Source organism: Microseira sp. BLCC-F43 (genome assembly GCF_041929235.1).
Classification (GTDB): Bacteria; Cyanobacteriota; Cyanobacteriia; order Cyanobacteriales; family Aerosakkonemataceae; genus Microseira.
In genome coordinates, this window is record NZ_JBHFNP010000089.1 from 1 (window position 1) to 22,669 (window position 22,669).

General features: G+C 44.5%; 24 protein-coding genes. 5 read left to right on the top strand and 19 right to left on the bottom strand.

Going from position 1 to position 22,669, the window contains the following annotated elements; all coding sequences use genetic code 11:
* The first annotated feature begins 428 nt into the window (after positions 1-428).
* Positions 429-572 (top strand): hypothetical protein, encoded by a 144-nt coding sequence (locus tag ACE1CM_RS13520; protein WP_374878043.1) that lies wholly within the window; start codon positions 429-431, stop codon positions 570-572.
* A 134-nt stretch (positions 573-706) separates the two neighbouring features.
* On the opposite strand, the gene ACE1CM_RS13525 is transcribed toward ACE1CM_RS13520, so the two are convergent.
* The 3 genes from ACE1CM_RS13525 to ACE1CM_RS13535 all read right to left on the bottom strand — a co-directional run bounded on the left by ACE1CM_RS13525 (position 707) and on the right by ACE1CM_RS13535 (position 3,470).
* A complete protein-coding gene (locus tag ACE1CM_RS13525) occupies positions 707-988 on the bottom strand; it encodes an EamA family transporter (protein ID WP_374878044.1) in 282 nt (93 codons plus the stop codon).
* Positions 888-1,706, bottom strand: a complete 819-nt coding sequence (locus ACE1CM_RS13530) for a DMT family transporter (protein WP_374878092.1) — start codon at positions 1,704-1,706, stop codon at positions 888-890. Before ACE1CM_RS13530 ends, ACE1CM_RS13525 begins: the two co-directional genes overlap by 101 nt.
* Positions 1,707-2,072: 366 nt before the next feature.
* Positions 2,073-3,470, bottom strand: coding sequence for a methyltransferase domain-containing protein (locus ACE1CM_RS13535; protein WP_374878045.1), 1,398 nt, complete (start codon positions 3,468-3,470; stop codon positions 2,073-2,075).
* Positions 3,471-3,608: 138 nt separating this feature from the next.
* Here ACE1CM_RS13535 and ACE1CM_RS13540 point away from each other — a divergent pair, with 138 nt between their 5' ends.
* Positions 3,609-4,280: a class I SAM-dependent methyltransferase gene (locus ACE1CM_RS13540; RefSeq protein ID WP_374878046.1), complete on the top strand. Its 672-nt coding sequence runs from the start codon at positions 3,609-3,611 to the stop codon at positions 4,278-4,280.
* Between the two features lie 68 nt (positions 4,281-4,348).
* On the opposite strand, the gene serC is transcribed toward ACE1CM_RS13540, so the two are convergent.
* The 5 genes from serC to iscB form a co-directional block, all read right to left on the bottom strand.
* Complete coding sequence (gene serC / locus ACE1CM_RS13545; RefSeq protein ID WP_374878047.1) at positions 4,349-5,488, bottom strand: 3-phosphoserine/phosphohydroxythreonine transaminase; 1,140 nt, start codon at positions 5,486-5,488, stop codon at positions 4,349-4,351.
* A gap of 100 nt (positions 5,489-5,588) precedes the next feature.
* Positions 5,589-5,864 (bottom strand): hypothetical protein, encoded by a 276-nt coding sequence (locus ACE1CM_RS13550; RefSeq protein WP_374878048.1) that lies wholly within the window; start codon positions 5,862-5,864, stop codon positions 5,589-5,591.
* A 660-nt stretch (positions 5,865-6,524) separates the two neighbouring features.
* Complete coding sequence (locus ACE1CM_RS13555) at positions 6,525-6,875, bottom strand: zinc ribbon domain-containing protein (protein WP_374878049.1); 351 nt, start codon at positions 6,873-6,875, stop codon at positions 6,525-6,527.
* Positions 6,832-7,908, bottom strand: a complete 1,077-nt coding sequence (locus tag ACE1CM_RS13560; protein ID WP_374878050.1) for an RNA-guided endonuclease InsQ/TnpB family protein — start codon at positions 7,906-7,908, stop codon at positions 6,832-6,834. Before ACE1CM_RS13560 ends, ACE1CM_RS13555 begins: the two co-directional genes overlap by 44 nt.
* A 41-nt stretch (positions 7,909-7,949) precedes the next feature.
* Positions 7,950-9,242 (bottom strand): RNA-guided endonuclease IscB, encoded by a 1,293-nt coding sequence (gene iscB, locus ACE1CM_RS13565; RefSeq protein ID WP_374878051.1) that lies wholly within the window; start codon positions 9,240-9,242, stop codon positions 7,950-7,952.
* A gap of 448 nt (positions 9,243-9,690) precedes the next feature.
* Between iscB and ACE1CM_RS13570 the strand changes: the two genes are divergently transcribed.
* On the top strand, positions 9,691-10,674 hold the full coding sequence (locus ACE1CM_RS13570) for a helix-turn-helix domain-containing protein (RefSeq protein ID WP_374878052.1): 984 nt from the start codon (positions 9,691-9,693) through the stop codon (positions 10,672-10,674).
* Between the two features lie 263 nt (positions 10,675-10,937).
* On the opposite strand, the gene ACE1CM_RS13575 is transcribed toward ACE1CM_RS13570, so the two are convergent.
* The 11 genes from ACE1CM_RS13575 to ACE1CM_RS13625 all read right to left on the bottom strand — a co-directional run bounded on the left by ACE1CM_RS13575 (position 10,938) and on the right by ACE1CM_RS13625 (position 19,818).
* The gene (locus ACE1CM_RS13575) at positions 10,938-11,249 is read right to left on the bottom strand and encodes a response regulator (RefSeq protein WP_374878053.1); all 312 of its coding nucleotides are present in this window, start codon (positions 11,247-11,249) and stop codon (positions 10,938-10,940) included.
* A 167-nt stretch (positions 11,250-11,416) separates the two neighbouring features.
* On the bottom strand, positions 11,417-12,175 hold the full coding sequence (locus ACE1CM_RS13580; protein WP_374878054.1) for a F0F1 ATP synthase subunit delta: 759 nt from the start codon (positions 12,173-12,175) through the stop codon (positions 11,417-11,419).
* 1 nt (position 12,176) lies between these two features.
* On the bottom strand, positions 12,177-12,455 hold the full coding sequence (locus tag ACE1CM_RS13585) for a F0F1 ATP synthase subunit C (RefSeq protein ID WP_374878056.1): 279 nt from the start codon (positions 12,453-12,455) through the stop codon (positions 12,177-12,179).
* Positions 12,448-13,146: a F0F1 ATP synthase subunit A gene (locus ACE1CM_RS13590; RefSeq protein WP_374878058.1), complete on the bottom strand. Its 699-nt coding sequence runs from the start codon at positions 13,144-13,146 to the stop codon at positions 12,448-12,450. Before ACE1CM_RS13590 ends, ACE1CM_RS13585 begins: the two co-directional genes overlap by 8 nt.
* A 110-nt stretch (positions 13,147-13,256) precedes the next feature.
* The gene (locus tag ACE1CM_RS13595; RefSeq protein WP_374878060.1) at positions 13,257-13,547 is read right to left on the bottom strand and encodes an ATP synthase subunit I; all 291 of its coding nucleotides are present in this window, start codon (positions 13,545-13,547) and stop codon (positions 13,257-13,259) included.
* Complete coding sequence (locus ACE1CM_RS13600; RefSeq protein ID WP_374878061.1) at positions 13,540-13,884, bottom strand: AtpZ/AtpI family protein; 345 nt, start codon at positions 13,882-13,884, stop codon at positions 13,540-13,542. Before ACE1CM_RS13600 ends, ACE1CM_RS13595 begins: the two co-directional genes overlap by 8 nt.
* Before the next feature lie 213 nt (positions 13,885-14,097).
* Positions 14,098-14,487: a F0F1 ATP synthase subunit epsilon gene (locus tag ACE1CM_RS13605; protein ID WP_374878062.1), complete on the bottom strand. Its 390-nt coding sequence runs from the start codon at positions 14,485-14,487 to the stop codon at positions 14,098-14,100.
* Positions 14,484-15,872 carry a F0F1 ATP synthase subunit beta gene (atpD, locus tag ACE1CM_RS13610; RefSeq protein ID WP_374878089.1) on the bottom strand — a complete coding sequence of 463 codons (1,389 nt, stop codon included), beginning with the start codon at positions 15,870-15,872 and terminating at the stop codon, positions 14,484-14,486. The genes ACE1CM_RS13605 and atpD overlap by 4 nt, the downstream gene beginning before the upstream one ends.
* Before the next feature lie 199 nt (positions 15,873-16,071).
* Positions 16,072-17,079, bottom strand: a complete 1,008-nt coding sequence (locus ACE1CM_RS13615; RefSeq protein WP_374878063.1) for a 2-dehydropantoate 2-reductase — start codon at positions 17,077-17,079, stop codon at positions 16,072-16,074.
* Positions 17,076-18,578 carry an acyl--CoA ligase gene (locus ACE1CM_RS13620; RefSeq protein WP_374878064.1) on the bottom strand — a complete coding sequence of 501 codons (1,503 nt, stop codon included), beginning with the start codon at positions 18,576-18,578 and terminating at the stop codon, positions 17,076-17,078. The genes ACE1CM_RS13615 and ACE1CM_RS13620 overlap by 4 nt, the downstream gene beginning before the upstream one ends.
* A 118-nt stretch (positions 18,579-18,696) precedes the next feature.
* Positions 18,697-19,818 carry an AI-2E family transporter gene (locus ACE1CM_RS13625; protein WP_374878065.1) on the bottom strand — a complete coding sequence of 374 codons (1,122 nt, stop codon included), beginning with the start codon at positions 19,816-19,818 and terminating at the stop codon, positions 18,697-18,699.
* A gap of 244 nt (positions 19,819-20,062) precedes the next feature.
* On the opposite strand from ACE1CM_RS13625, the gene ACE1CM_RS13630 reads away from it, so the two are divergent.
* On the top strand, positions 20,063-21,322 hold the full coding sequence (locus tag ACE1CM_RS13630) for an HhoA/HhoB/HtrA family serine endopeptidase (protein ID WP_374878066.1): 1,260 nt from the start codon (positions 20,063-20,065) through the stop codon (positions 21,320-21,322).
* 397 nt (positions 21,323-21,719) lie between these two features.
* Positions 21,720-22,565: a GGDEF domain-containing protein gene (locus ACE1CM_RS13635; protein ID WP_374878067.1), complete on the top strand. Its 846-nt coding sequence runs from the start codon at positions 21,720-21,722 to the stop codon at positions 22,563-22,565.
* Positions 22,566-22,669 lie beyond the last annotated feature (104 nt).

Here is a 22,669-nt window from a genome sequence, read left to right on the forward strand (position 1 = left end):
CGGCGCTCAATTTAGAGCAAGTAGGGAGAGCTGCTCCCGAATTTACGCCTGGGGACTGTTTTCGCCGACTCCCTTGGTGGAAGCAGGAAGTCAAGCCGATACAAATCTCATGAGTAGATTTGAGTAGGTTTGGCAGAGCGGAGTAAGGGTTTAATTCAACTTAGGGAGACTCTCACCAGTGTGGCTGATCTTTAAAACGGAATATGAAGTAGGGTAGGTAGCTAGTGAGTTGTCTTTGCCACTTTTCCAACTGCCCCCTCCGAACTAAGTAGTCTGACATAAATAATGTTAACTATGTTAAGTTTAATGAAGATACCCAATCGCTGACAGTAGGCTGATTAAATGCCTTTTACAAAACTTAATACAGTGTCGTTTACTTTTGTCCGACTACTTACAAGGTCAATAGCATTAACGGAAATCAGGTGATTATGGAAGATGGAGAACATACTGCTTATGCGTATCCCATCAACTATTTTCAAGATTTAATCGAGTCTAATCATTTCTCAATGGAAACTTATGAGTTGGGGTTTTGTGGGGTGATGATTGTGGTAAGCAAACAGGATTCTCGTTAAAAAATTAGGACTTACGCAAAGAAAAAAGGGCGAGCTGAAAAATAGACTCTGAAACCGGGTTTCTAGTCCTGTAATTGTTAATCATTCAGTTCCAATTAGTTGATTTAATTTGCGGAGTATCATAGTTACACTCCTTAAGAATTTAGGCAAGTCGTTTTGTCAGCTAATCGATTGGAGGAATTCAATACTGCTAAGGTCGTTCCTATCAAGATTAGCCCAGAACCCATTAAACCACGCCAACCAAAACTTTCACCCAAGACTAGAAATGAAATCATTGCGCCAAAGACTGGTTCTAAGTTCTGAATTAAGGCAGCTTCAGTCGCTGGTACAGATTGTAGGGCAAAAACGACTAACCAAGTTATCGCCGCAGTAACAACGCCTAAATAGAGCAGGGGTATCCAATTTGTCTGAATCAAAGCTAGCTGACTCCCAACCAAGTTCGGGCATTGCCAGAAACAGTGCTAAAGTTGTTGGGACTACCAATCGAAAGACTGATAACATAAGGGGATCGTGACGAGGAGCAATGTCTTCTAGCAGAATAAGAAGGGTCACTTCACACCCGATAGCTCCTAAGATCCACAAGCTTCCAATCAGGGGTTCATAACTTTGTTCCCATGCCATCAAACTACTTCCACCAAACGCTAAAATTGCTGCCACAAATATTTGAGGGAAAAACCGCTGGCGATAGATAAAGTCTAAAAGAGAGACGAAAATAGCACACAACCCAAATAGGAAAGAAGTCCGAGCCGAAATTGTTTGCACTCCAATACTCAAACACAAATGAATACCAAATGTAAGAATTCCCAACCCTAAGCCATCTCGCAATAAGACATTATTGCTCCTTGACTTAATCCCCCTAATTCCAGGAGCGTGTTGGGAGAGATTACTTAAGTCAATACTCCCAATCGTCTCTGTAGCTACTCGCTCTTGAATTGGGTTAAGATTTAGAATGACTCTAGCAATCCACGGCATAAATAAAGCCAATGCGATTGTGTAGCGAACAGTGAGTATTACTGTAGGATTTAGAGAAGAAATTGTCCATTTTGTTACTGGTGGAACTGAACCATATACTATGGAAACAATAAAAAGATATATGCTACTTTGCCAACGCCGAAAGTCTGAATTTTGTTGCATCTGCCTCATTTTTTGAGATTTTTTTGATTTTTGTTGAAGAAGATCGCTATCAAACAACATGAATCACTTGAGCGGGACTTACGCAAAGCAACCCGGTTTCAGAGTCAATCTATGGTTGCCTTGCCCAAGGATTTCGCGGATCGCCCCTTGTTTCTTTTCTCGTCGTGCGTAAGTCCTGTTGATTATACGCAATCTCCGTACTCAATAAAATAAATCAGTGAATTGCACTCGATAAAAAGATATTATAGGTTGGGTTGCCGAAAGAAAACCCAACCTCTTCGCTTCAAGCTCAAATCCGGGAACTAAACAGGATTAAGATAAAGATGCTTAAACTTGGTATTTGATTGGTCAAATTGGTGTCAATAGTTAGGTTTTTTGCCACAGTAAAGCATACATGGATTCTACTTCAAAAGCATTAAATTCCTGACGAGCAATTAAACGCCATGACAACTCCTCTAACACCTCTTTTAAAGATGCATTAGTGTTGTAGTAATCTACTCGCACCGTCAAGAGAAAATAGCCTCCTGACTTCAACAAAGAAAATAGGTTTTTTAATGCCTGGGGATGAACGTGACCAAAGGTGAACACGCCCACGGAAATAATAGCATCAAAGGATTCATTATCAAGAAAATTTAGAGTTTCTTCCAAATTTCCTTGGTACAAATCTTGATAAACTTGTTTTTTACGAGCGATTTCTAGCATTTCCTCCGATAGATCCACCCCAACAATTTGGGTGTATCCCAGTGCGGATAGCGCTTCTCCTACCATTCCTGTACCTGCTCCTGCATCCAGGATCATTGCGTCTTTCTGGGGTAACACTTGGGCTAAAGTTTGAGCTGATTCAATCGGAGAACAGCGATAGGATTTATCCAATTCTGTGTCATAGATTCTCGCCCAAGCATTATACTTATTTCGTAGGGTTTCGTGGTCGTTGGTGTCGAAAATCCAAGTGAGGCGATCGCTCACTTTTTCACAAAGATAAAACCCCCATCCTAAGTCTCTTTTCTCAATAGCTTCACACATTTTTTCATAGGCGATGCTTAAATCGGGATATTTTTCTAAAGCGAGTTGCGAGAGTAACTCATAGCTTTTTTTGAGATGGTCACTTAAGTCGATTTTTGTCCCAACCAATAATCCTAATTGACTCAAAAAATCGGCGTAACTCTCAAAGCTAAAATTGGGTGCAAATAGTAATCTTTCGTAAACATATTGCCAACCCGATGGGCTAATTTCTGGGATAGGTGTAATCAAGTCATCAAAGACAAATATTCCCCCTTCTTGGAGAACTCGCTGAATTTCTTGTAAAGCTTTATCCCGTTCTGGGATGTGATAAATTGTGGCTTGACTCCAAACATGGGTAAAGGAATTATTCTCAAAGGGTAAGTTAGTAGCTGATGCTTTCTCGAAGGAGATATGCAGATGAGGATAATTTTTCGCTTTCTCTTGAGCATTATTAATCCGCACACCACTCAAATCAATCCCAACTACCTCACATCCCGTTTTTTCAGCCAGCCAAATCGCTGTATTTCCCTGACCACAACCGATATCTAAAACTTTGGAGGAAGCATCGATTTTGCTGTGTTTCAGCATATACTGATTCCAGCGTTGACAATCTGTCAGAAAATCTTCAGCTTGAGAGTCTTCTAAGTTATCAAAATAGCCCCTGTGGAGACTGCCTTCTTCATCCCAGAAACTGCGATAGAGACTGTCTTCACTATCATAAAAAGCTTCGGTTTCTGCTTCAGTGAATTTTTTGGATGTCATGCTGATTTTTACCTCAATAACAACTTGATTTATAAAAATAGCGGCGAAATTTTCAAGATATATCTTGATATTATATCCGCTCAAATCTTCGGAAAAATGTTATATTATTATTTTGAGTTTTACAGGTTTCAAATAAAGATGGAAAGCACAAATATTTACGAACAAGAAAAAGGTTTGGCACTTATTGACCATCAGAATTATCCAGAAGGTATTAAAGAATATATGGCTCTTGAGGAAGCTTTTCTATTACAGCATTTACAAGGAGCTAAAAGTCTGCTGGAAATCGGCTGTGGAGATGGTCGCTATCTTGAGATGCTTGCCCCAGTTGTGGCAGAAATACTCGGCATTGACTATGCAGAATATCTTGTCAATGTTTCCAGAAACAGAACGAAAAATTTGCCGAATGTCAATGTGATTCATGGTAATGCCAAGGATTTACAATTGCTGCTGTCTAAGACCTATCAATATGCTACTTTAGCTTGGAATACGATTGGTAATATGCCGCCAGAAATTCATCCAGATGTGTTTAAGGGGTTGGCTGAATGGGTTGAAGAAAAGATTTTCATTTCCACCTATCAATGCAGTGATGCAGTGATGCAGGAAAGATTGAAACTTTATGACAATTGTGGCTACCAAGTCAATAGTATTAACGGAAATCAGGTGATTATGGAAGATGGAGAACATACGGCTTATGCTTATCCTATCAACTATTTCCAAGATTTAATGGTGTCTAATCATTTCTCAATGGAAACTTATGAGTTAGGGTTTTGTGGGGTGATGATTGTGGGAACCAAACAGGATTTTCGTTAGAAAATACTAGGAATTAACTGACATTTTACTGACGGGGGTTCACCCCCGTTGAGCGTACAGTCCTTGATTTAAAAAGAGTGCTGCTTGGCAAATTCATCCATAAATTCTATCAGGGTTTCCACTGCTTCTAGGGTGACACCGTTATAGAGACTAGCCCGACATCCTCCTCTAATGCGATGTCCAGCCACTCCAATAATTCCTGCTTGAGAAGTTTCGTAAATAAACTGTTTTTCCAGGCTTTCATTCGGGAGGGTAAAAACCACATTCATTTGAGAACGGGAAGCTGGAGCGATCGCACAATGAAATAAAGGCGTTGCATCAATAAAATTATAGAGTAAGGAAGCTTTCTTCTCGTTAATCTTTTCCAGCTGTTTCAGTCCCCCGATATCTTCTTCAATCCATCGCAAAATTTGCCAAGTGATATAAATTGAAAAACAAGGCGGAGTATGGTAGTTAGACTTGCTTTTAATATGAGTACGGTAATCGAGAAATTCAGGTAAATTATCATAAATTTTGGTCAGCATTTCTCGGCGAATTAAGACAATCGTAGTCCCTGCAAGTCCGACATTTTTTTGAGCATGGGCATAAATAACACTTAAGTTGCTAACATCAATCGGCTTACTCATAAAATCCGAACTCATGTCAGCAACGACTGGAATTGTAAATGCTGGAAAGCTGTGAAATTGAGTGCCAACAACAGTGTTATTGCTGCAAAGGTGAATAAACTTAGCGCCCGGACGGGGATGAATCTGATTTAAATCGGGAACATAGGTGTAATTACAATCCGATGATGACGCGATAATTTTTAAGTCTCTTCCTAAACTTTGGGCAGCGCGAATCGCTTTTCCTGCCCAATATCCCGTATCAATGTAATCAATTTCCTCGCCTGGTTGAGAAAAATTCATCGGAACCATGAGAAATTGCAACGATCCTCCACCTTGTAGAAAGATAATCTCAAATTGATCGTCTAAACTCATTAATCGTTTAATGCGTTCAGCACTATCATCAATGATATCCTGAATCTCTTGGCTGCGATGGCTTAACTCCATCACACTCATTCCCGTACCTTTGAAGTTAAATAACTCTGCATGAACTCTTTCCAGAACGGGTAAAGGAAGAGCGCCAGGACCAGCGTAAAAGTTTAAAACTCGGTTATTATGAAATTTTTTCTGTATTTGAGGTTGAGCAACAGAGGATTGTGGATTCATTGTTATATCTGAGTTGTTGTTAAAATGTATAAACAGATATCAAACCAGTTGATAGAATAGCTTTAAAAATATCACCGTAAATCACGAAGAGTACGTTTTTCTATTCTTGATGAACTTTATTGATATATCCAGAAAGTAACGACATTCCGCCAATCGTGATAATGTTCTTCGCCACATAAATCGTTGCGCCAGAGTCAGAAGGATCTGTAATTCCTCGATCTTCTAAGCTCAGATTCTCCTGTTCCTTGGCTAGAGATGTCCCAGCGTCAGTTCCACTGCTACTAGGATCGTTGGTTGAGACTTGCATGGGTGTTGAGCCACCACCTATGATGGCGGCTGTAAAGTTTGCAGTCCCCTGGAGAAACTTACGACGCATGATATGGAGCCAAAAATGGTAAAACAGGGGATTGCAGCAACTGCAAGCGGGATAAGTCGCGTTCATGTACATAGTTGTAAACTACCTCAATTTCAAAAAGTACAAGATCAACACATTTGTAGGACGGGCATTGCCCACCCGGAGGTACGATTGACGATGCGATCGCTTCGCTACTGCCAAAGGCAAATCGCTACGAAAACGAGGAAAACTAACAACTTGAGTTATTGATCGAGTTATTAGGCATGGTTGTCTGGCAAAAGTAGGTTTGGTACTGATAGGGGTTAAGCAAGCTTGCGCCACTCACGATCGCTGCACACCTGTGTAATGCTGAGGTTCTAGAACTGCAAACTGCTTCAGGCATTCGTAGGTAGGAACTTTAACAGTTGTCCTGAAGGTAGACCTCATAAGTCTTAGTCTGGTCAGGGAAAGGGCTAGAAACTGTAACTTGTTTTCTGTACATATCTGTACGTTTCTGGTCATTTTGCTGAGGTTTAGGCATAGTCGTAACCATCCCTCCGATGAACGGGCGTTAAGTATTCCAATTTGATTGACCTCCGTTTTTTGTTGTTGACACTCTCCGGCCGTCGATGCGCGGAGATTCTTAAGACATTGCGGTCTTAATATCCTTGTTTCCAAGGTTCCCAGGCTCACCGCCTTCGTCTAAAAGACACGGTGATTTCTCCTTACATTGTTTTGGGCGTTTAGCGGTATTACCCGCAGGTAAGCTGTGTCCCCACGTACCATTTCCAGCGATCTATCTCTGATAGTTTTGGCAGCAGAAATATCAGCATGGGCGAAAAATCCGCAGACCGAACAGATAAATTTTTCACCATCGCGGTTCTCGCGGTCAATATGCCCACAATTTCTGCATTCAACGCTGGAATGTTTCGGATTAATCTTAATGGCAACCTTTCCTTGCTTTGCAGCGAGATACTCAATCTTTAAGATTAATTCATTCCATGCGGCATCAGAGATAGCGCGATGCGAGCCCCTTTTTTCTAGATTGCCCATTCGCCAAAAACCTCAGAGTTTCCTCATCTCTCTTCACCCGACATCGGCGCAACATACCGGAGACGTTTAAATCCTCCAAGGCAATAGCATCCACTCGTCCGCTGGTAATAGTTTTCGCTACCCACCACTGATAAGCTTGCCGCTTATCCGCAATCTTTTTATGCAGGCGTCCAACTTTCTGGGATGCCTTTTTTCGTTTATTACTACCTTTAACTTTGCGGCTAACCCGTCGCTGTCTGATTTTAAGAAAACCAAAGGTTTTCTTGTTATTACCAAACTTAGGGTTAGCAAGTTGATATCCATCAGAGAGGTGTACAAGTTTGGCAATCCCCAAGTCGCATCCGATAACGGATTTGACTTCGGTTAAACATCTGGCAACTACATCCGGTACGGTTTTATCCTCAATCCTTAGAGACACATACCATCCATCCTGTCGTTGGCGAATTGTTGCTGCTTTAACTCTAAAACCATCCGGAATCGGTCTGGAGTTGTAAAACCGCATCCATCCGAATTTGGGTAAATAAATCTTACTCCCAGAGGATTTCATCCCCATCGTGTAAGTAAATGACGTGAAGTTGCTGGGATTCTTAAACTTAGGAAAACCTCTGCCCTCAAAGAAGTTTTTATAGGCAATATCCAGACGCTTGACGTTTTGTTGTAGTACTGTCGAATCAATCCCGGCATACCAAGGTCTAGCAGTTTTTAGTTGCGGCAACGCGGTAATCTGAATATCGCCAGCGCTGCGGCGAGGATTCTTGCTGTTTTTAGTATCTTTCCACGGCTCTCCTGTCGCACCATTCTTGCTAACAAAACAAGTTAACGGACTGGCGGAAGCTCTTGTTCTTAAGTCGCTGTACTCTCCTTGAATGAATTGTTGGTTATATTGACTAATCCTGTCGCCAAGGCACCATTTGTAGTGCAGTCTGAGCATGATTATCCATTCCTCCATCTTCGAGCTTTGGACAATGTTTTGCCTCAACTTGTCAACGTAATTTGTTAACAATTTACACTGGGTATTAGACAATTTATCCATCAATAATATCTCGTTCCTTGCTGGTTTTCAAGTGGTACGATCTAAGTTTTATTTTTGTTATTCAAGGCAATATTCGCGAGACTTAAGTCTCGCGCGGTCACCCCGGCCTGAAGGCGCGGGGTTTTCGCGAATTGCTCTATAACAAACTCTCCATAGCCGTGAGACATGGGACAAACTCGCGCTGTGAATCTCCCTTTGTATTTACCTTTAGGGACATCAGCACGAACTATGTCACCAGTGCAAAAACCATGAATAGGACGTAATGGGCGATGCTTAATCGGATAGCCAAACTTGTCTGTTTGACAACGTTGTCTGCCACCAAAACCCCTAGCCTTAACCACAAGAATTTTTGTGGTAGCAAGTTTGATAACTTCAACCACACCAACGCAAGCTGCATCATGAAAGTGGGTTTTTGGTAAATTAAACTTGATTCGATTGAATTTGGTTTGACCGCCCGTTCCTGTAGTTACAGGTAATTTGAAATACTTTAAGACATTCAACAATGCCCATCTCGTAGAGTTGACCGACGCAGCATCTTTCAGCGGTTTTTTTGCTAGGATCAGCACGCGGTTCAAAACTTCTGGCTTACTTTTGAGAAAATCCTCGATATTCTGATTTCCTTTGGAACAATTGCACTTGTGGCAAGCCAAACACAGATTTGATATCCGGTCTGAACCACCTTTAGACTTCGGTTGGATGTGTTCAATTTCTAGGGTAACATCTTTGGCACCGCAGTAAGTGCATTGGCGATGCCATTTCTCTAACAGGTATTCACGACACTCATAACCGTGCAGGGTTCCCTGTTGATATTCGGTTCCTCTAATCTCCGGATTCTCAATTGCTTGCGGATCAAACCGCACAAGTTCCTGAACAATTGAACCTATGGGAGCAAACTTTTGTAGCCGTTTGACCCAGGTTTCGGTGGTTAAGACGCGATGCTGCAACGATGGCGCCAACCAACCCTGGGGACGACAACGGTGAAGAAATCTCGCTTTGCGGTAACGAGTCTTGCGGTTTCTACGATTTCTCCGCACTGAAGAACGATGTGCCAGTGCATCCTTGAAAAGTTGACCGCGATGCTGCAATTCCATTCCCCAGATGACATTGCCTTGATTGGTAACTAATGCCATACCAGTAAACTTTGAACCTGGGTCAATTTTGAGCGTTAGCGGATACAGGTTCGATTTGTCAATCACTCGTTTCAAAATCAGTGTGAACGGATAGCGTCGAAACACTGCGGCTTTACCTGCATTGAGAAGTTTTCGAGCTTGTACTGGATGGATTGGATTGAGTGGTATTTTGTTTTGGTCAATCAGAAACACGTAATTTGACATATTCTGTCAGCCTTATTTCTAAGTAATGTTTGCCTCGACAATGATTTAAGAGCTTGTTTGATGGCGGCACTACAGCTATAAACCTGTTCGCTGATTACTTAACCGCCTTCGACAGTTCATGATGCTGGCGTTCACATCAAGGTGTCATGACTCCCAAATCGTAGCTTTCGCTTAGTCTGCACGATCCGACGCGAGTCCACAGATGACTAGCTTTGGCTAGTTCTGTATAGGTTTTTCGGAGCGGCTTTATTCAAGATAGCCGTGGGGTTCCTGACCTGCTCAAAACTTAGCTAAACACATTATATGGCAACTTGCGAAAAATAAGTATTCCAAAATTCCAAGGTTTGTGCGTCTCAATAAACGCCACTATATCCTGTATAATCCAATTTATCTGTTCCTAGCTCGTTCAAGCGATGTTTCAGATGGTTTTACTCCGCCGTATTAATCTATGTCCTTGATTCCTGACCATCATTCCTGCGGGAACTCTGTGGTGATGACTCGCCAGTTTGACGATCTTGATGCTTTTGCCGCAGCGATCAAACCCTTGGATGTCACGGTTAATCAGTTAACTCCAGGTCGTTTTCTGGGGACTGTTAATTTTGCCGACTTTGGGATTCTGAAGTTTACGCACGTTAATCAAAATCAAACTTTTAGAGCAACAGGACCCAAGTCTGCTCAGGACTTGTCATTTGCGATCGCACTTGGTGCCAATCAAACACAAGTGGTGTCTCACGGTTATCAGATCAAAGAACACGATTTATTTTGGTTCGATTCCAGCCACGAAACTGATGTCCTTACCCAGAAAGACTCCCACATAATCTTCGCCAGTGTGAATATGCTGGTTTTTCATTCCCTAGCCGAGCAAATGGGATGCGATGTGGGGCAAAAGTTTCTCCAGCAGAATTTCCTTCGTTTCCATCCCGCATCATTGCGTCCTTTGAGGGCTTACTATCAGCAAATCGCTCAAATATTGAGCAGCAACCCCTCATTATTGATGTCATCTATGATGACATCAATAATGAGGGAAGATTTCTGGCCATTGCTAATTAATACTGTGGTCAACCGCGCTCGAAAAAACCGACAAATACTAAAACCCTTCCGCCGTTATTCCTTGGTCAAAAAAGCCGAAGAAATTGCTAGATCCTATAGAGATAAACCTTTAACGCTACAACAATTATGTGACGAATTAGGAACTAGCAGTAGCGCCTTATGTTATGGATTTCAAGATATTTTTGGTATTAGTCCAATGGCGTATATCAAAATTCAACGACTCAATGGGGTACGTCGCGCTTTGAAAAATGCTGACTCTAGCACAACATCGGTGATAAAGTTGGCTCATCAGTGGGGATTTTGGAGTCCAGAGCATTTTGGCAGAGATTATAAAAAAATGTTCGGTGAGTTGCCATCAGAAACCCTGCGACGGAAGTCTTAAATTAGAGATATTAGTTTTGACTATTGAAGTTTATTGACTCAGATCTTGCACCTTGAGGCAGAGCCTCAGTATTCTCGTTCCCAGGTTGAACCTGGGAACGAGATCCGGTGGGCTGCTGCCTCCTGTGGTGCAAGATGTAAGTTGACATACTCCCCCGTCAGAACGTAGTTTGACGGGGGATTCAAATAGAGTCGCCATCTGAAATTACTGATATCAAATCCGGTGGCATCGGAATGATTAGCTTTCTTGGTAATTGGTAATTGCTAATTTGGTTTGATCGGATAATCGTCTGCTCCAGCATCCAACCCTCTAATGACATTCTCATTGGAATTTTGACCAGTGACCATCAGAATCGGAGTTTGATTACCTTGGGAGCGTAGTTGACGACAGAGGCTAATTCCATCCAGTTTGGGAATTAATACATCGAGTAAAATCAGATCGTAATTCCACTGGATTAACAACTCCAATGCCAATTGCCCATCCCTCGCTAAATCGACAGCATAGCGATGGTCAGTGAGAGTTCGGCAGAGAAGCGCTGCTGTTGTTCGATCGTCCTCAACTAATAGAATTTTCATGGAAGCTAAGTTGCTACACCGTTAAATTTAATCAAGTCTGACGCAAAGAAACCGGGTTTCTCGGAAAAATCGTTGGTTTGGCAACGAGATATATGCCTCCGGCACGCTGCGCGAACGACGGTCGAAACCGGGTTTCTAGCAACGCCCTTGCGTAAGTCCTGTAAAAACTAAGCAATACCTGTTTCCTCTTCAAAAACAGCAGAAAGACTTTCTTCTAATCTGTCTAAATAATTTGCCACACTCCAAGCAAGTTTGTAACCGGATGCTCTTAATTCGATGCCGCAGATTAAGTCTGGTTCAGTTTCAAATTCTAGGTTAATATGGCTGGGAATTTTATCCCGCACAGCTTGAATAATTTTTGCCCTTGCCGACTCTGGAATTTCAAACGAACTGCATACAACGATGGGATTTGAATTGTGGTTTAAGGATGCGATCGCACACTCATTCAAGTTCTCCATTCTTTCAATAAACGCCTCAATCATCTGTTGTTCTAAATCTACATTTGCCAAATCGATTAAAGCGTGACGAATTGCAGATTGAACTTGCACGCTAGCACGATGGCGTAACTCTAGCATAAACGCATCTTGCTGCCTTTTGATTCCTTCTTGCCAGCGACGGGAAGTATTATCAACTTCTTCGCGCATGTTTTCCATTAACGCTTTTCGCGTTTGTTCCACTTCCGCTTTTAGCTGGGAGAACATCGCTTCCCTTTCCCCTGCGAATTCCTGCTGCATTTGGCGATATTTTTCCGCTTCTGCTTGCGCTTCTTCCCGTTGTTTTTCTGCTGCTTGGAGGCGATCGCTTATTTTTTGTTCCCGTCGATCCATTGCCCGTGTAATCGGACCATACAAAAACCGCTGGAGTACCGCGACCAAAATTAGGAAGTTAACAATTTGAGCAAAAAAAGTCAACCAGTTAATTTCCACATCATCCTCCCGCTTTGGTGATGACGTAATTCCAAAAAGGGTTAGCGAAGATTAAAATCAACGCCACGACAAAACAATAAATCGCGATTGATTCGATAAAAGCTAACCCGACAAATAGAGTGCGAGTGATAGTATTCGCTTCGTCGGGTTGTTGTGCGATCGCACTTAAAGCTTGTGCGATCGCTCTTCCTTCTCCTAATGCCGGTGCAATCGACCCAATCGCAATTGTCAACCCCGAAGCTATAATTGAAATCATCCCCACCAACCCTACATTATCCATTCACAACCTCCTCACGTTGAGATGTATTTGTTCCCATTTCCTGCTGCGCCTGGGTAGCCGAAGCAATATAAACCATAGCAAGAATAGCAAAAATATAAGCCTGAATCAATCCCGTTAATAGCCCTAACGCCTGCATAATAATCGGAAAGAAAAGCGGGGCAATCGATAGTAAAATACCCACAATCATTGCATCGCTCATCATGTTGCCAAACAGTCGCACCGCTAAAGACAAGGTGCGCGATAATTCCCCAATAATATGAAACGGTAACATGATCGGACTCGGCTGAATATATTCCCTCAGATAACCGATCAAACCTTGCTTGCGGATGCCATAAAAAGGCACGGCAAAGAACACGCAAATCGCCAGTGCTGCCGTCGTAGACAGCGAACCTGTTGGCGGATGATAACCGGGAACAATTGCCAGACAATTAGAAACCGCAATAAAAATAAACAACGTGCCCACAAAAGGTAAATATATAGTTGGGTTTTGCCCGCTAATTTCTCGGATTTGATTTTGCAAACCTTCCACCAAAACTTCCAGTAAATTTTGCCACCTAGAAAGATGAGTTTCTTCTGAAAGCTTGCGCGTCACCAACCAAGAACCGATTCCCAACAACGCCATTATCGCCCAAGTAAATAACAGCGTGCCATTTATTCCCCAAATTGTTATCTGATCTGTACTAATATGCATTTTTGCAACCCTATTAGTTTGAAACCATAAATCCGATCCCCCCCTGCCCCCCCTTGTTAAGGGGGGGTGTTCTAAATCCCCCCTGCCCCCCCTTGCTAAGGGGGGGTGTTTTAGAGCCAAAATTGATTTGGTTTTAAGCGTTGCACCAATAAATTTCTAATCCCAAAGAACGTCAACAGACAAGCTAATAAATGAATCGGTGCATATTGCGCCTTCACCATCACTAGATAAAAGCCACCGCCAACAAAACCTATACGCCCAAAAAAACTAACTATACTCAATAATACAGGGTTGCTTGTATTCGGAAGTTTGCGAACCGTTAACCAGAGTCCGCCGAAATAAATCAACCCCAGTCCAACTCCTATCAACAATGCTAAAATAAAAGAAACCAGATTACTCATTTTTTTGCTCCTCTTTTGATTCTTTATTTTGCATTTTCTCCATCTGGGCTTGTTCCCTACTCACCCAATGCCAAGCATTCAAACAACCTAAAATTAAACCTCCAAACATCAACATCAACGTCCAAGAAACACGACTAGGAAATTGCGTATCTATCCACACTCCCAATGCCGTCCCCAGCAAAGTGGGCGTCACAACAGACCACCCCACCAAACCCAACAAACCCAACCCAAACCAAATTATCTGGTTCTTATCCCGTCTCGCTCTAATTTTACGGCTTTCTTTTGCCGCTATCTTTCTAATAAATCCCGCCCAAACTTCACGATAATTTCTTTTCATAATCTATTAGTTCCTCCCTTTCCTTCCTCTGTGTCCTCTGTGCCTCTGTGGTTCGTTTAAAAAAATAGTAATTAAAATTTACAAACTATCTGATGCAACAATCCCTTTTGATTTGTGAAATATATTTTTTTGAACAAACCACAGAGGACACAGAGAACGCAGAGGAAAAGAATAGAGAGTTTCACAACTGATTTGGGATTGTTATATCTTTATCTATCCTCCTTTGCCTAGTTCGAGAAACTGCCGCACAATATTTACTTCTAGTTTAGCTAAAGCAGACCGAGTAACCTTCTCCGTTTCATTCAGGATGCGAAACTGTTTTTCCACCGTTTCCTGCAACAAACCGAGGTCAGAACTCTGCACCGCATGTCTAGTCGAAACCAGCACTTCTGCTCCGCTTTTGACTAAAATACCTTCATCAACCGCCAGAAACTTTTCCTCACCCCCAACAGAAACAAAAATTAATATCCCCGGCACTAAAGCGGTGACAAAATCGATGTGACGGGGCAGGAGGCAAAAGCTACCATTTTCAGCTTCGGCAGTTATTTTACTCACCTCTTCCTCCAACAAAATTTTAGTCGGAAGCAAGACCTTAAGTTTCATAACTTTTTAGCTTCATCGATCTTGCCGATGGTGTAAAGTGCCTTTTCGGGGTAGTCGGAGAACTCGTCATTGAGAATGCGATCGCATCCCGCAAGCGCATCCTCCAATTCCACCAATTTCCCCGCCAATCCGGTAAACTGTTCCGTCGAAAAAAACGGTTGAGTTAAAAACCTTTCCAACCGTCGCGCCCGGTTAACAATCCGCCGGTCTGTTTGCGACAGTTCCTCTAACCCCAACATCGCAATAATATCCTTCAATTCTTCGTAATTTGCCAGAGTTTGTCGCACTTGTTGAGCAATCCGGTAGTGGCGTTCTCCTACAATATGAGGCATTAACATCTTCGAGCCAGATTGTAATAAATCCACCGCCGGATAAAATCCCTCGCTGGCACGTTTTCTAGACAATACAATCGAAGCCGACAAATGAGAAAATGTATGCACCGCCGCCGGGTCGGTAAAATCATCCGCCGGGACGTAAACTGCTTGAATTGAAGTAATCGCCCCCGTCGCCGTATTGCAAATCCGTTCTTCCAGTGCAGCTAATTCTGTTGCTAAAGTCGGTTGATAACCCACCCGCGAAGGAAGTTGTCCCATTAACCCAGAAACTTCCGCTCCCGCCTGAATAAACCGGAAAATATTATCAATTAAAAGCAATACATCTTGCTTTTCATCGTCGCGGAAATACTCCGCCATCGTCAGCGCCGCATGTCCGATGCGAAACCGGGCGCCGGGGGGTTCGTTCATCTGCCCGAATACCATCACGGTATTATGCAATACACCCGCTGCCTGCATTTCTCGGTAGAGGTCTTCTGCTTCGCGACAGCGTTCCCCAATGCCGCAGAAGATGCTCACCCCTTCATGCTGACTCACCATATTGTGAATCATTTCGGTAATCAAGACGGTTTTGCCAACCCCTGCGCCGCCCAAGAGTCCCGCTTTTCCGCCTCGTTCTAGAGGTGCGAGGATATCAATTGCTTTAATTCCGGTTTTGAGAATTTCGGAACTGGTCGCGCGCTGCGCCAGGGAAACCGGAGGAGCGTGTATCGATCGCCACTCGCCCCCACGTAGGTTGGCTTCGCCGTCGATGGTTTCGCCGAAAATGTTAAACATCCTGCCTTTGAGGCGTTCTCCCACGGGGACTTGCAAAGGGTGTCCCGTATCGGTGACAAAAGCACCGCGCGCTAACCCTGAAGTCGGGGTGAGGGCAATTCCGCGCACTACATGGGAAGTGAGATGGGAAACGACTTCGATGGCGACGTTACCATTGTCCCCGGCTTGCAATTGGCTGTAAAGCTCTGGCAATTGGTGGGGGAAATAAGCATCGATGACGCTTCCCCGGACGGAAACTACTGTACCTTGGTTAGAGTGGTCAATCATGGCAGCGATTCCACCGGCAAAATATTCAGTAGGGGCTTTTAATTGAACCGCCATAGACGCGCCAGCGGCTTCCCGTAGGGTAGACGCCAAGGACGCCAAGAAAAGGAAGATAACAGAGGTTGTCGAGTCGGATTTGCTCTGACGAGCTTTATCTATCATCGCCAAAACAGCGATCGCCGGAACACAGCGTTCAAAAATCTTTGCTTTACTAACCTCTCTTCTCTTCCTCTGCGTCCTCTGCGTCTCTGCGGTTCATTTCCAACAATTTAACGCTGGCGTAGATGGCATTAATATGGGGTGTCGGTATTCCGGTCAACCTTCCCAATTCTGCTACCGCACCCACGATCGCATCAACTTCTGTGGCACGATTTGCTTCAATATCTTGCAACATTGAGGTTTTGTGCGCGCCTACTTTTTCGGCGCCGTTAATTCTTTGCTCTAAAGTGATACCAAAATCAATTCCCAGTTTTTCCGCTATCGCTTGCGCTTCGCTCATCATTTCTCGGGCCAGTTCGCGTGTCAAATTATACTGACAAATTGAAGCTAGCGTGGCGCGAGTTAGGGCGCTGATGGGGTTGAATGCGAGATTTCCCCATAGTTTTACCCAGATATCTGTGCGAATTTGATTCCGTATTGGGACTTTAAAACCTGCCTGTTTTAGTACCTGCGCTAATGTTTGGATGCGCGAGCTTTTTGACCCATCAATTTCTCCCAGTGTAAAGCGATCGCCTTCAATGTGCTTTATTACTCCCGGTTCTACAATTTCTGCCGCTGGATAGATGACGCATCCGATGGCGCGATCTGCTCCTATGTTGGCTTCCACAATACCATCGGGATCGACGGAATTGATGCGAGTGCCTTCATATTCGCCACCGTGCTGGCGGAAATACCACCAAGGTATGCCATTCTGGGCAGTCACAACGATTGTGTCAGGATGATAGAGTGCGGGTAGGGAGGGAGCGATCGCCGGTAAGCTCTGAGCTTTCACTGTCAAAATTACAACATCTTGCGCGCCAGCTTCTTCCAAACTATTGGTTGCTAGTTTTGGCATTGCTACCTGACTAGAACCGTCTGCCATTATTAGTTTTAATCCTTGGGCGCGAATTGCTTCTAGATGCGCGCCGCGGGCAATTAGCGTTACCTCTGCACCTGAAGATGCTAGTTTTGCTCCCAGGTATCCACCAATTGCACCCGCACCAACTATGCAAATTTTCATGGGATTAGCTTAAGTAATTTCGCCATACTCAAACGTTGCAATTTACCTGTGGCACCACGGGGTAGTTGATCCAAAATGTGAATCTGCTTGGGAACTTTGAAATCTGCCAAAACTTCGGCGCAATAAGCTTTGAGTTCGGTTTCAGTTGCGGCATCTTTGAGGACAACTGCCGCATGGATATCCTCACCTAGAGACTTATGGGCAACTGCAAACGCCAGCGCTTCGGCGACGGCGGGATGGCGCAACAGGATGTTATCTACTTCTAGGGGAGAAATCTTTTCGCCGCCACGGTTAATCAGTTCTTTGATTCGTCCAGTGAGATGGAGATAGCCGTCTTCATCTAGTTTGCCTTGATCGCCGGTACGAAACCAGCCGTTGACAAAGGCTTTGGCATTGGCTTCGGGATTGTTTTCGTAACCGGCGATCGCATTGGCTCCTTTGATCGCTACTTCGCCTAAACTACCCTGGGGCAGCAAATTGCCTGACTCGTCCATAATCGCGACTTCCACGCCAAAACCGTAGCCGACGCTTCCGGGTTTGCGTAAATTTGGCGGTAGGGGATTGGTGGTCATCATGTGAGCGGCTTCTGTCATGCTGTAAGATTCCAGCACGGGGGCGTTTAGCGTTGCCTCAATTTGCTCGATTACGACGAGAGGCAGGGGGGCGCTGCTAGAACGAATGAAACGGAAAGGATTCGCTTTGACTATCTCTTGATTGCGCGTCGCGCGTGCCAAAATCATTTGGTGCATCGTGGGTGCTGCCGAGTACCAAGTGGGTTTGAAGGTATCGACTAGCTGCCAAAATTCTAGGGCGTTAAAGCCGTTGGGACAAACTACAGTACCGCCAGATGCCAAGGTGGAGAGCATACATCCTACCAGTCCGTGAATGTGAAACAAGGGCATGAGACAGAGGGTGGTGTCTTCCCTGGTCAGGTTGTAGGCGCTGATGATGTTTTTGGCAGAGGCAATTAGATTGCGATGGCGCAGGGGGACGCGCTTCGGGCGACTGGTGGTGCCGCTGGTGTGCAAAATCATGGCGATGCTGTCAGCATCGGGTGCGGAGGATTGAGTTGCTAAATTGCGATCGCATTTCTCTCCCCCTATCAGTTCAAAACTGAGAGTGCCATCGGGTTCTACGTTGGCGTGGATTAACTTCATCGCCGGAGTAATGGCGGAGATCGCTTCTGCCACAGTTCCCGGTAAGACAATCAATGCTTGCGCTTGGGTGTCTTCGTAATAGAAGGCAAACTCTTCTTGCTTGTATTTGGGATTTAACGGACATGCCGTGGCGCAGAGGGCAGATGCCAGGAAAGCGTGAGCCATTGGGGTACCATTGGGCATAGCGATCGCAATTCGATCCCCCTGTCCTAAACCAAAGCTGTGGAGTTGAGACACTAACCGCGCGATATTCTCGCGCAGTTGCTTGTAGGATAGGGGCGGTTGATCGGGAGCAACTAGCGCCGGATGAGTATCTTCTGCCAACAAGTCAAGGATGTTCATGTGGAGTTTTTCCCAGCAGTTTTAGCATCACTGTGAAAGCTTTTGAGATTTCAGATTTTGAATGGAAAAATTCCAAATCTGAAATCTCAAATCTACAATCTAAAATTCTACTTGAGTTTCACTTGGGAGCAGAGATTTCCAAATTTCGATTCCCAGGTTCTACATTGGTTGCTTTAGATAACGTTTCGGTTTCAGGCTGCTCTTGGTTGAATGCCGCATACAAGCTCTGGGCGATACTGTTGATACAACCAGCAATTGGCACGGCAATTAACAAACCCAGCAATCCTCCAACTTTGGCACCTAGCAACAAAGAAACTAAAACCCAAACGGGATTTAGACCGATAATTTCTCCTAAAATTCGGGGAGCAATAATATTGCCAATCGCCTGGTCAATTAGACTGGCGACGATCAGAACTTTAATCCCCAGCCAAAAGTTTTGGAAGGCCATGAGTAAACTGACGGTGCTAATGCCAGTTGCGCCACCAAAAGGAATCAACGTCATCAATCCCACTCCCAAACCAAAAAGTAGGCCAAACGGAACTTTGAGGATGGAAAATGCCACGGTCAAGGAAATCCCCATTAGGGTGGCTAATGTGGCTTGACCGATAAAATAGTTGTGAAAATTCTGCCGCAACGATTGCCGGATCTGCGAACCGACTGTGGAGGGAAACCACTGGAAAATTCCGTCCCAGAGTCGCTCTCCGTGCAACAACAGGTAGAAAGTCAAGACAATTGTCAAGATGACGTTGATGACGCTACCCAGAGTATCGAGAACAAATTTGATGCCTTGCCCCGTCAGCGACTGCAATTGACTCGATAAGCGCCCAATTGTTTGGCTAGCCAACTCAAATATATTTATCGGCAGGTTTCGCTCCGCCGCCCAGTCGCGAAAGGCTTGGAGTTGCTGGGTGCCAGAAGCAATCCAACTCGGAAGGCGCACGATCAGTCCGTTAAGCTGATCGATCAGCAGGGGCGCTAAGGTGAGGCCAAAAGCACCCAAAATTAATAAAGTGAACAGGACAACCAACAAAACGGCACGGGTTCGTTCCATTCCTCGCTGCCGGAGAAACCCAACTGGATAGTCCAACAGGAAAGATAAAATGGTGGCGATGACCAAGATGCCGATGATGGATTGGAAATAATGAAACACCAACAGCCCTAGCCAGCCGTTGAGAACGATTAAGGGAAACGCCAACCCCACAAATATCCATCGAGGCAGTTTACTTGCTGATTTGAGCATAATGACTTAAGCGCGGCAGGGTACCGATACCCAGCGTTTGCTGGAAACTCCACAAAACTGCGACACCTCTGTAACAAGCATGTCATATTCAGTTCTTATCTTTAAAAGTGTGAGGCTTCACCTATCCGACTGCGTATTCTCAGGTGGCTCACCCTCGCGGGAGGTAAACCCCTATCAGGCGCTACTACTCTATTACTATCCTTAGACTGCCAGAGTTTTCCGTTCCTTATACAAGGTGTTAAAAATGCACTCCTTGCACCCAGTCAAATCTTCCGACCAAAAGCCCCCTCGCCCCAAAGCTTTTTCATTGGCAACTCCAATCAAATATCTATCCCTGATGCTGCTGGGAGCCGGTGTAACTTTTGCTGGCAGCTATTTTACTTCGATGCGAAGTCCTGCGGATCTATCCAGTTCTCAGCTAGCTCAAGCCCCGCTTCCTCCCACGGTTAACTCCTCGCCCATCAGACTCCCAGGCGCGACCAATACCAATTTCATCACCAATGTAGTTGACAAAGTTGGGCCTGCCGTGGTAAGAATTAACTCCTCCCGCACGGTGAGAAATCCAATGGCTGAGGAATTTGAGGAAGACCCTATGCAGGAGTTCTTTGGCTCCCCAACGCCACAACAACCCAGGCGGCGGGTTGAAAGCGGTACGGGGTCGGGTTTTATTATCAGTGCTAACGGTCAAATCCTCACCAACGCCCACGTTGTGGATGGTGCGGATCGGGTTAACGTCACCCTCAAGGATGGTCGTACCTTCCAAGGTAGGGTTATAGGCGTGGATCGGGTGACCGATGTGGCGGCGATCAAAATTGAAGCTAATGGACTGCCAACGGCTCGTTTGGGCAATTCCGACCAGTTGAGACCGGGTGAGTGGGCGATCGCAATTGGCAACCCCCTGGGTCTGGATAATACCGTCACCACCGGCATTATCAGCGGTACGGGTCGATCTGGCTCCCAAGTGGGCGTACCCGATAAGCGCGTTAGCTTTATCCAAACCGATGCGGCGATTAATCCAGGCAATTCTGGCGGGCCATTGCTCAACGCTGCGGGTCAGGTAATCGGGATTAATACCGCTATTATCCAAGGGGCGCAAGGTTTGGGTTTTGCCATTCCCATCAATACCGCCCAACGCATCGCCAATCAGTTAATCTCCAAAGGTCGGGTGGAACATCCTTACTTGGGAATTCAAATGGTGACCCTCACCCCAGAAGTGAAACAAAACATCAACAACAGTCGCGACAGTAATTTGACCGTGAATGAAGATCGCGGCGTTTTGATCGCTCGCGTCATGCCCAATTCGCCCGCTGCCCGTGCTGGACTGCGTTCTGGCGATGTCCTGACTCAAATCAACGGTCAATCCGTTAAAGACGCCGACGCCGTCCAACGAGCCGTTGAAAATACAAAGGTGGGCGATAATCTCCAAGTGGGGCTGCGTCGCAGCGGACAAAGCCTCAACCTGACTGTACAAACAGGTGCTTTCCCCGCCAATTCGTCTCAATAGGACAAGCTAGTAAGCTGCAAGAGCACCTAATTTGAGAGCCAAATTTTCCCTTCTTCTTGTGGGGTGGGACGTATTGCCCGCCTCTTTATTGGATTTAAATGCTCCCGCAGCTTAGTAGCACGGCTTTGGTTTAGATCAAAACACCATCTAATCCCCTGCCCCTACTGGGTCCAAAATCTTGTCTGATATGATGTCCGCCTAATTACTCTGAATCAAAATCTCTCCCAAGTCACCGTGTCACCCCCTCAGAGTCATTCCTAACTATGGGTGATTAACCGGACATCATATGATATCGAACTCAGGTTACTTATGATTGCGGGATAGGCTTTTAGCCTATCCCGTTTGCACTCTTGGGCTAAAATTTGTACTATCTTGCTATTTGATCGGGAAGTTAGCCGTGCGTCTTACCAAATACCTAGAAAATCAGTCCAAGTTTGTTTTGATAACTTTAGGACTTTTATTGCTTTTATTAATCGCAGGGATTGATGCCCTCATTTCTCCCGATGTTTCTTTATCAATATTTTATTTAATTCCCATTTCTTTTACAACTTGGTACGTGGGCGAAGCTGCGGGAATATGGATATCTATTGCCAGCGCGATCGCCTGGTTTATCGCCAATGAAGTAATCGGACAATCAACCCATTCTCATCCAGGTATTCCTTATTGGAACGCCGCCGTTCGATTCGGCTTTTATTTAGTCACAACTTATCTTTTATCCGAATTGCGAAGTTCCCGCGACCGCGAAAAAAAACTCGCTCGTACTGACTCGATAACCGGCATCGCTAATCAAAGATTATTTGATGAATTAACCAACCTGGAAATTCAAAGATCCTCTAGGTATGGACATCCGATCACCTTGGCTTTTATAGATATTGATAATTTTAAAGGTGTCAACGATAAGTTAGGACACAAAATTGGTGACAAGATTTTACAAGAAGTGGCTCAAACTATTTACGGGAATATTAGAGCAACCGATATAATTGCCAGACTAGGTGGAGATGAATTTGCCCTCCTACTGCCAGGAACGGGGTACGAACCATCGCAAATTGTAGTGGAAAGAGTGCAAAAACAACTTGTGGAAACTGTAGAATATCATCAATGGCCTGTTTCGTTTAGTATCGTTGCAATTACGTTTATGAGTGCGCCAAAATCCGTAGATGAAATGATAGAAAAAGTGGATTTTTTAATGTATACGCTCAAGAATAGCGGCAAGAACCGGATCGAGCATAACGTTGAGTATTGAGAAGATGCTATTCTTGGGAATCGTAGAAGGGAAATAGGTAAGCGATCGCTGCTAACCCAAATAAAGTTAACAGGCTAATCAAAGATAAAGATAACAAAACTGGT

Coding starts and splice junctions, on each gene's coding strand:
- ACE1CM_RS13560 (WP_374878050.1), bottom strand. CDS start 7,908: ATGGATAAATTGTCTAATACCCAGTGTAAATTGTTAACAAATTACGTT.
- ACE1CM_RS13555 (WP_374878049.1), bottom strand. CDS start 6,875: ATGGGCAATCTAGAAAAAAGGGGCTCGCATCGCGCTATCTCTGATGCC.
- ACE1CM_RS13585 (WP_374878056.1), bottom strand. CDS start 12,455: ATGGATAATGTAGGGTTGGTGGGGATGATTTCAATTATAGCTTCGGGG.
- iscB (WP_374878051.1), bottom strand. CDS start 9,242: ATGTCAAATTACGTGTTTCTGATTGACCAAAACAAAATACCACTCAAT.
- ACE1CM_RS13625 (WP_374878065.1), bottom strand. CDS start 19,818: ATGCTCAAATCAGCAAGTAAACTGCCTCGATGGATATTTGTGGGGTTG.
- ACE1CM_RS13590 (WP_374878058.1), bottom strand. CDS start 13,146: ATGCATATTAGTACAGATCAGATAACAATTTGGGGAATAAATGGCACG.
- ACE1CM_RS13575 (WP_374878053.1), bottom strand. CDS start 11,249: ATGAAAATTCTATTAGTTGAGGACGATCGAACAACAGCAGCGCTTCTC.
- ACE1CM_RS13620 (WP_374878064.1), bottom strand. CDS start 18,578: ATGAACATCCTTGACTTGTTGGCAGAAGATACTCATCCGGCGCTAGTT.
- ACE1CM_RS13570 (WP_374878052.1), top strand. CDS start 9,691: ATGTCCTTGATTCCTGACCATCATTCCTGCGGGAACTCTGTGGTGATG.
- ACE1CM_RS13615 (WP_374878063.1), bottom strand. CDS start 17,079: ATGAAAATTTGCATAGTTGGTGCGGGTGCAATTGGTGGATACCTGGGA.
- ACE1CM_RS13530 (WP_374878092.1), bottom strand. CDS start 1,706: ATGCAACAAAATTCAGACTTTCGGCGTTGGCAAAGTAGCATATATCTT.
- ACE1CM_RS13605 (WP_374878062.1), bottom strand. CDS start 14,487: ATGAAACTTAAGGTCTTGCTTCCGACTAAAATTTTGTTGGAGGAAGAG.
- serC (WP_374878047.1), bottom strand. CDS start 5,488: ATGAATCCACAATCCTCTGTTGCTCAACCTCAAATACAGAAAAAATTT.
- ACE1CM_RS13535 (WP_374878045.1), bottom strand. CDS start 3,470: ATGACATCCAAAAAATTCACTGAAGCAGAAACCGAAGCTTTTTATGAT.
- ACE1CM_RS13630 (WP_374878066.1), top strand. CDS start 20,063: ATGCACTCCTTGCACCCAGTCAAATCTTCCGACCAAAAGCCCCCTCGC.
- ACE1CM_RS13595 (WP_374878060.1), bottom strand. CDS start 13,547: ATGAGTAATCTGGTTTCTTTTATTTTAGCATTGTTGATAGGAGTTGGA.
- ACE1CM_RS13550 (WP_374878048.1), bottom strand. CDS start 5,864: ATGCGTCGTAAGTTTCTCCAGGGGACTGCAAACTTTACAGCCGCCATC.
- ACE1CM_RS13540 (WP_374878046.1), top strand. CDS start 3,609: ATGGAAAGCACAAATATTTACGAACAAGAAAAAGGTTTGGCACTTATT.
- ACE1CM_RS13600 (WP_374878061.1), bottom strand. CDS start 13,884: ATGAAAAGAAATTATCGTGAAGTTTGGGCGGGATTTATTAGAAAGATA.
- ACE1CM_RS13520 (WP_374878043.1), top strand. CDS start 429: ATGGAAGATGGAGAACATACTGCTTATGCGTATCCCATCAACTATTTT.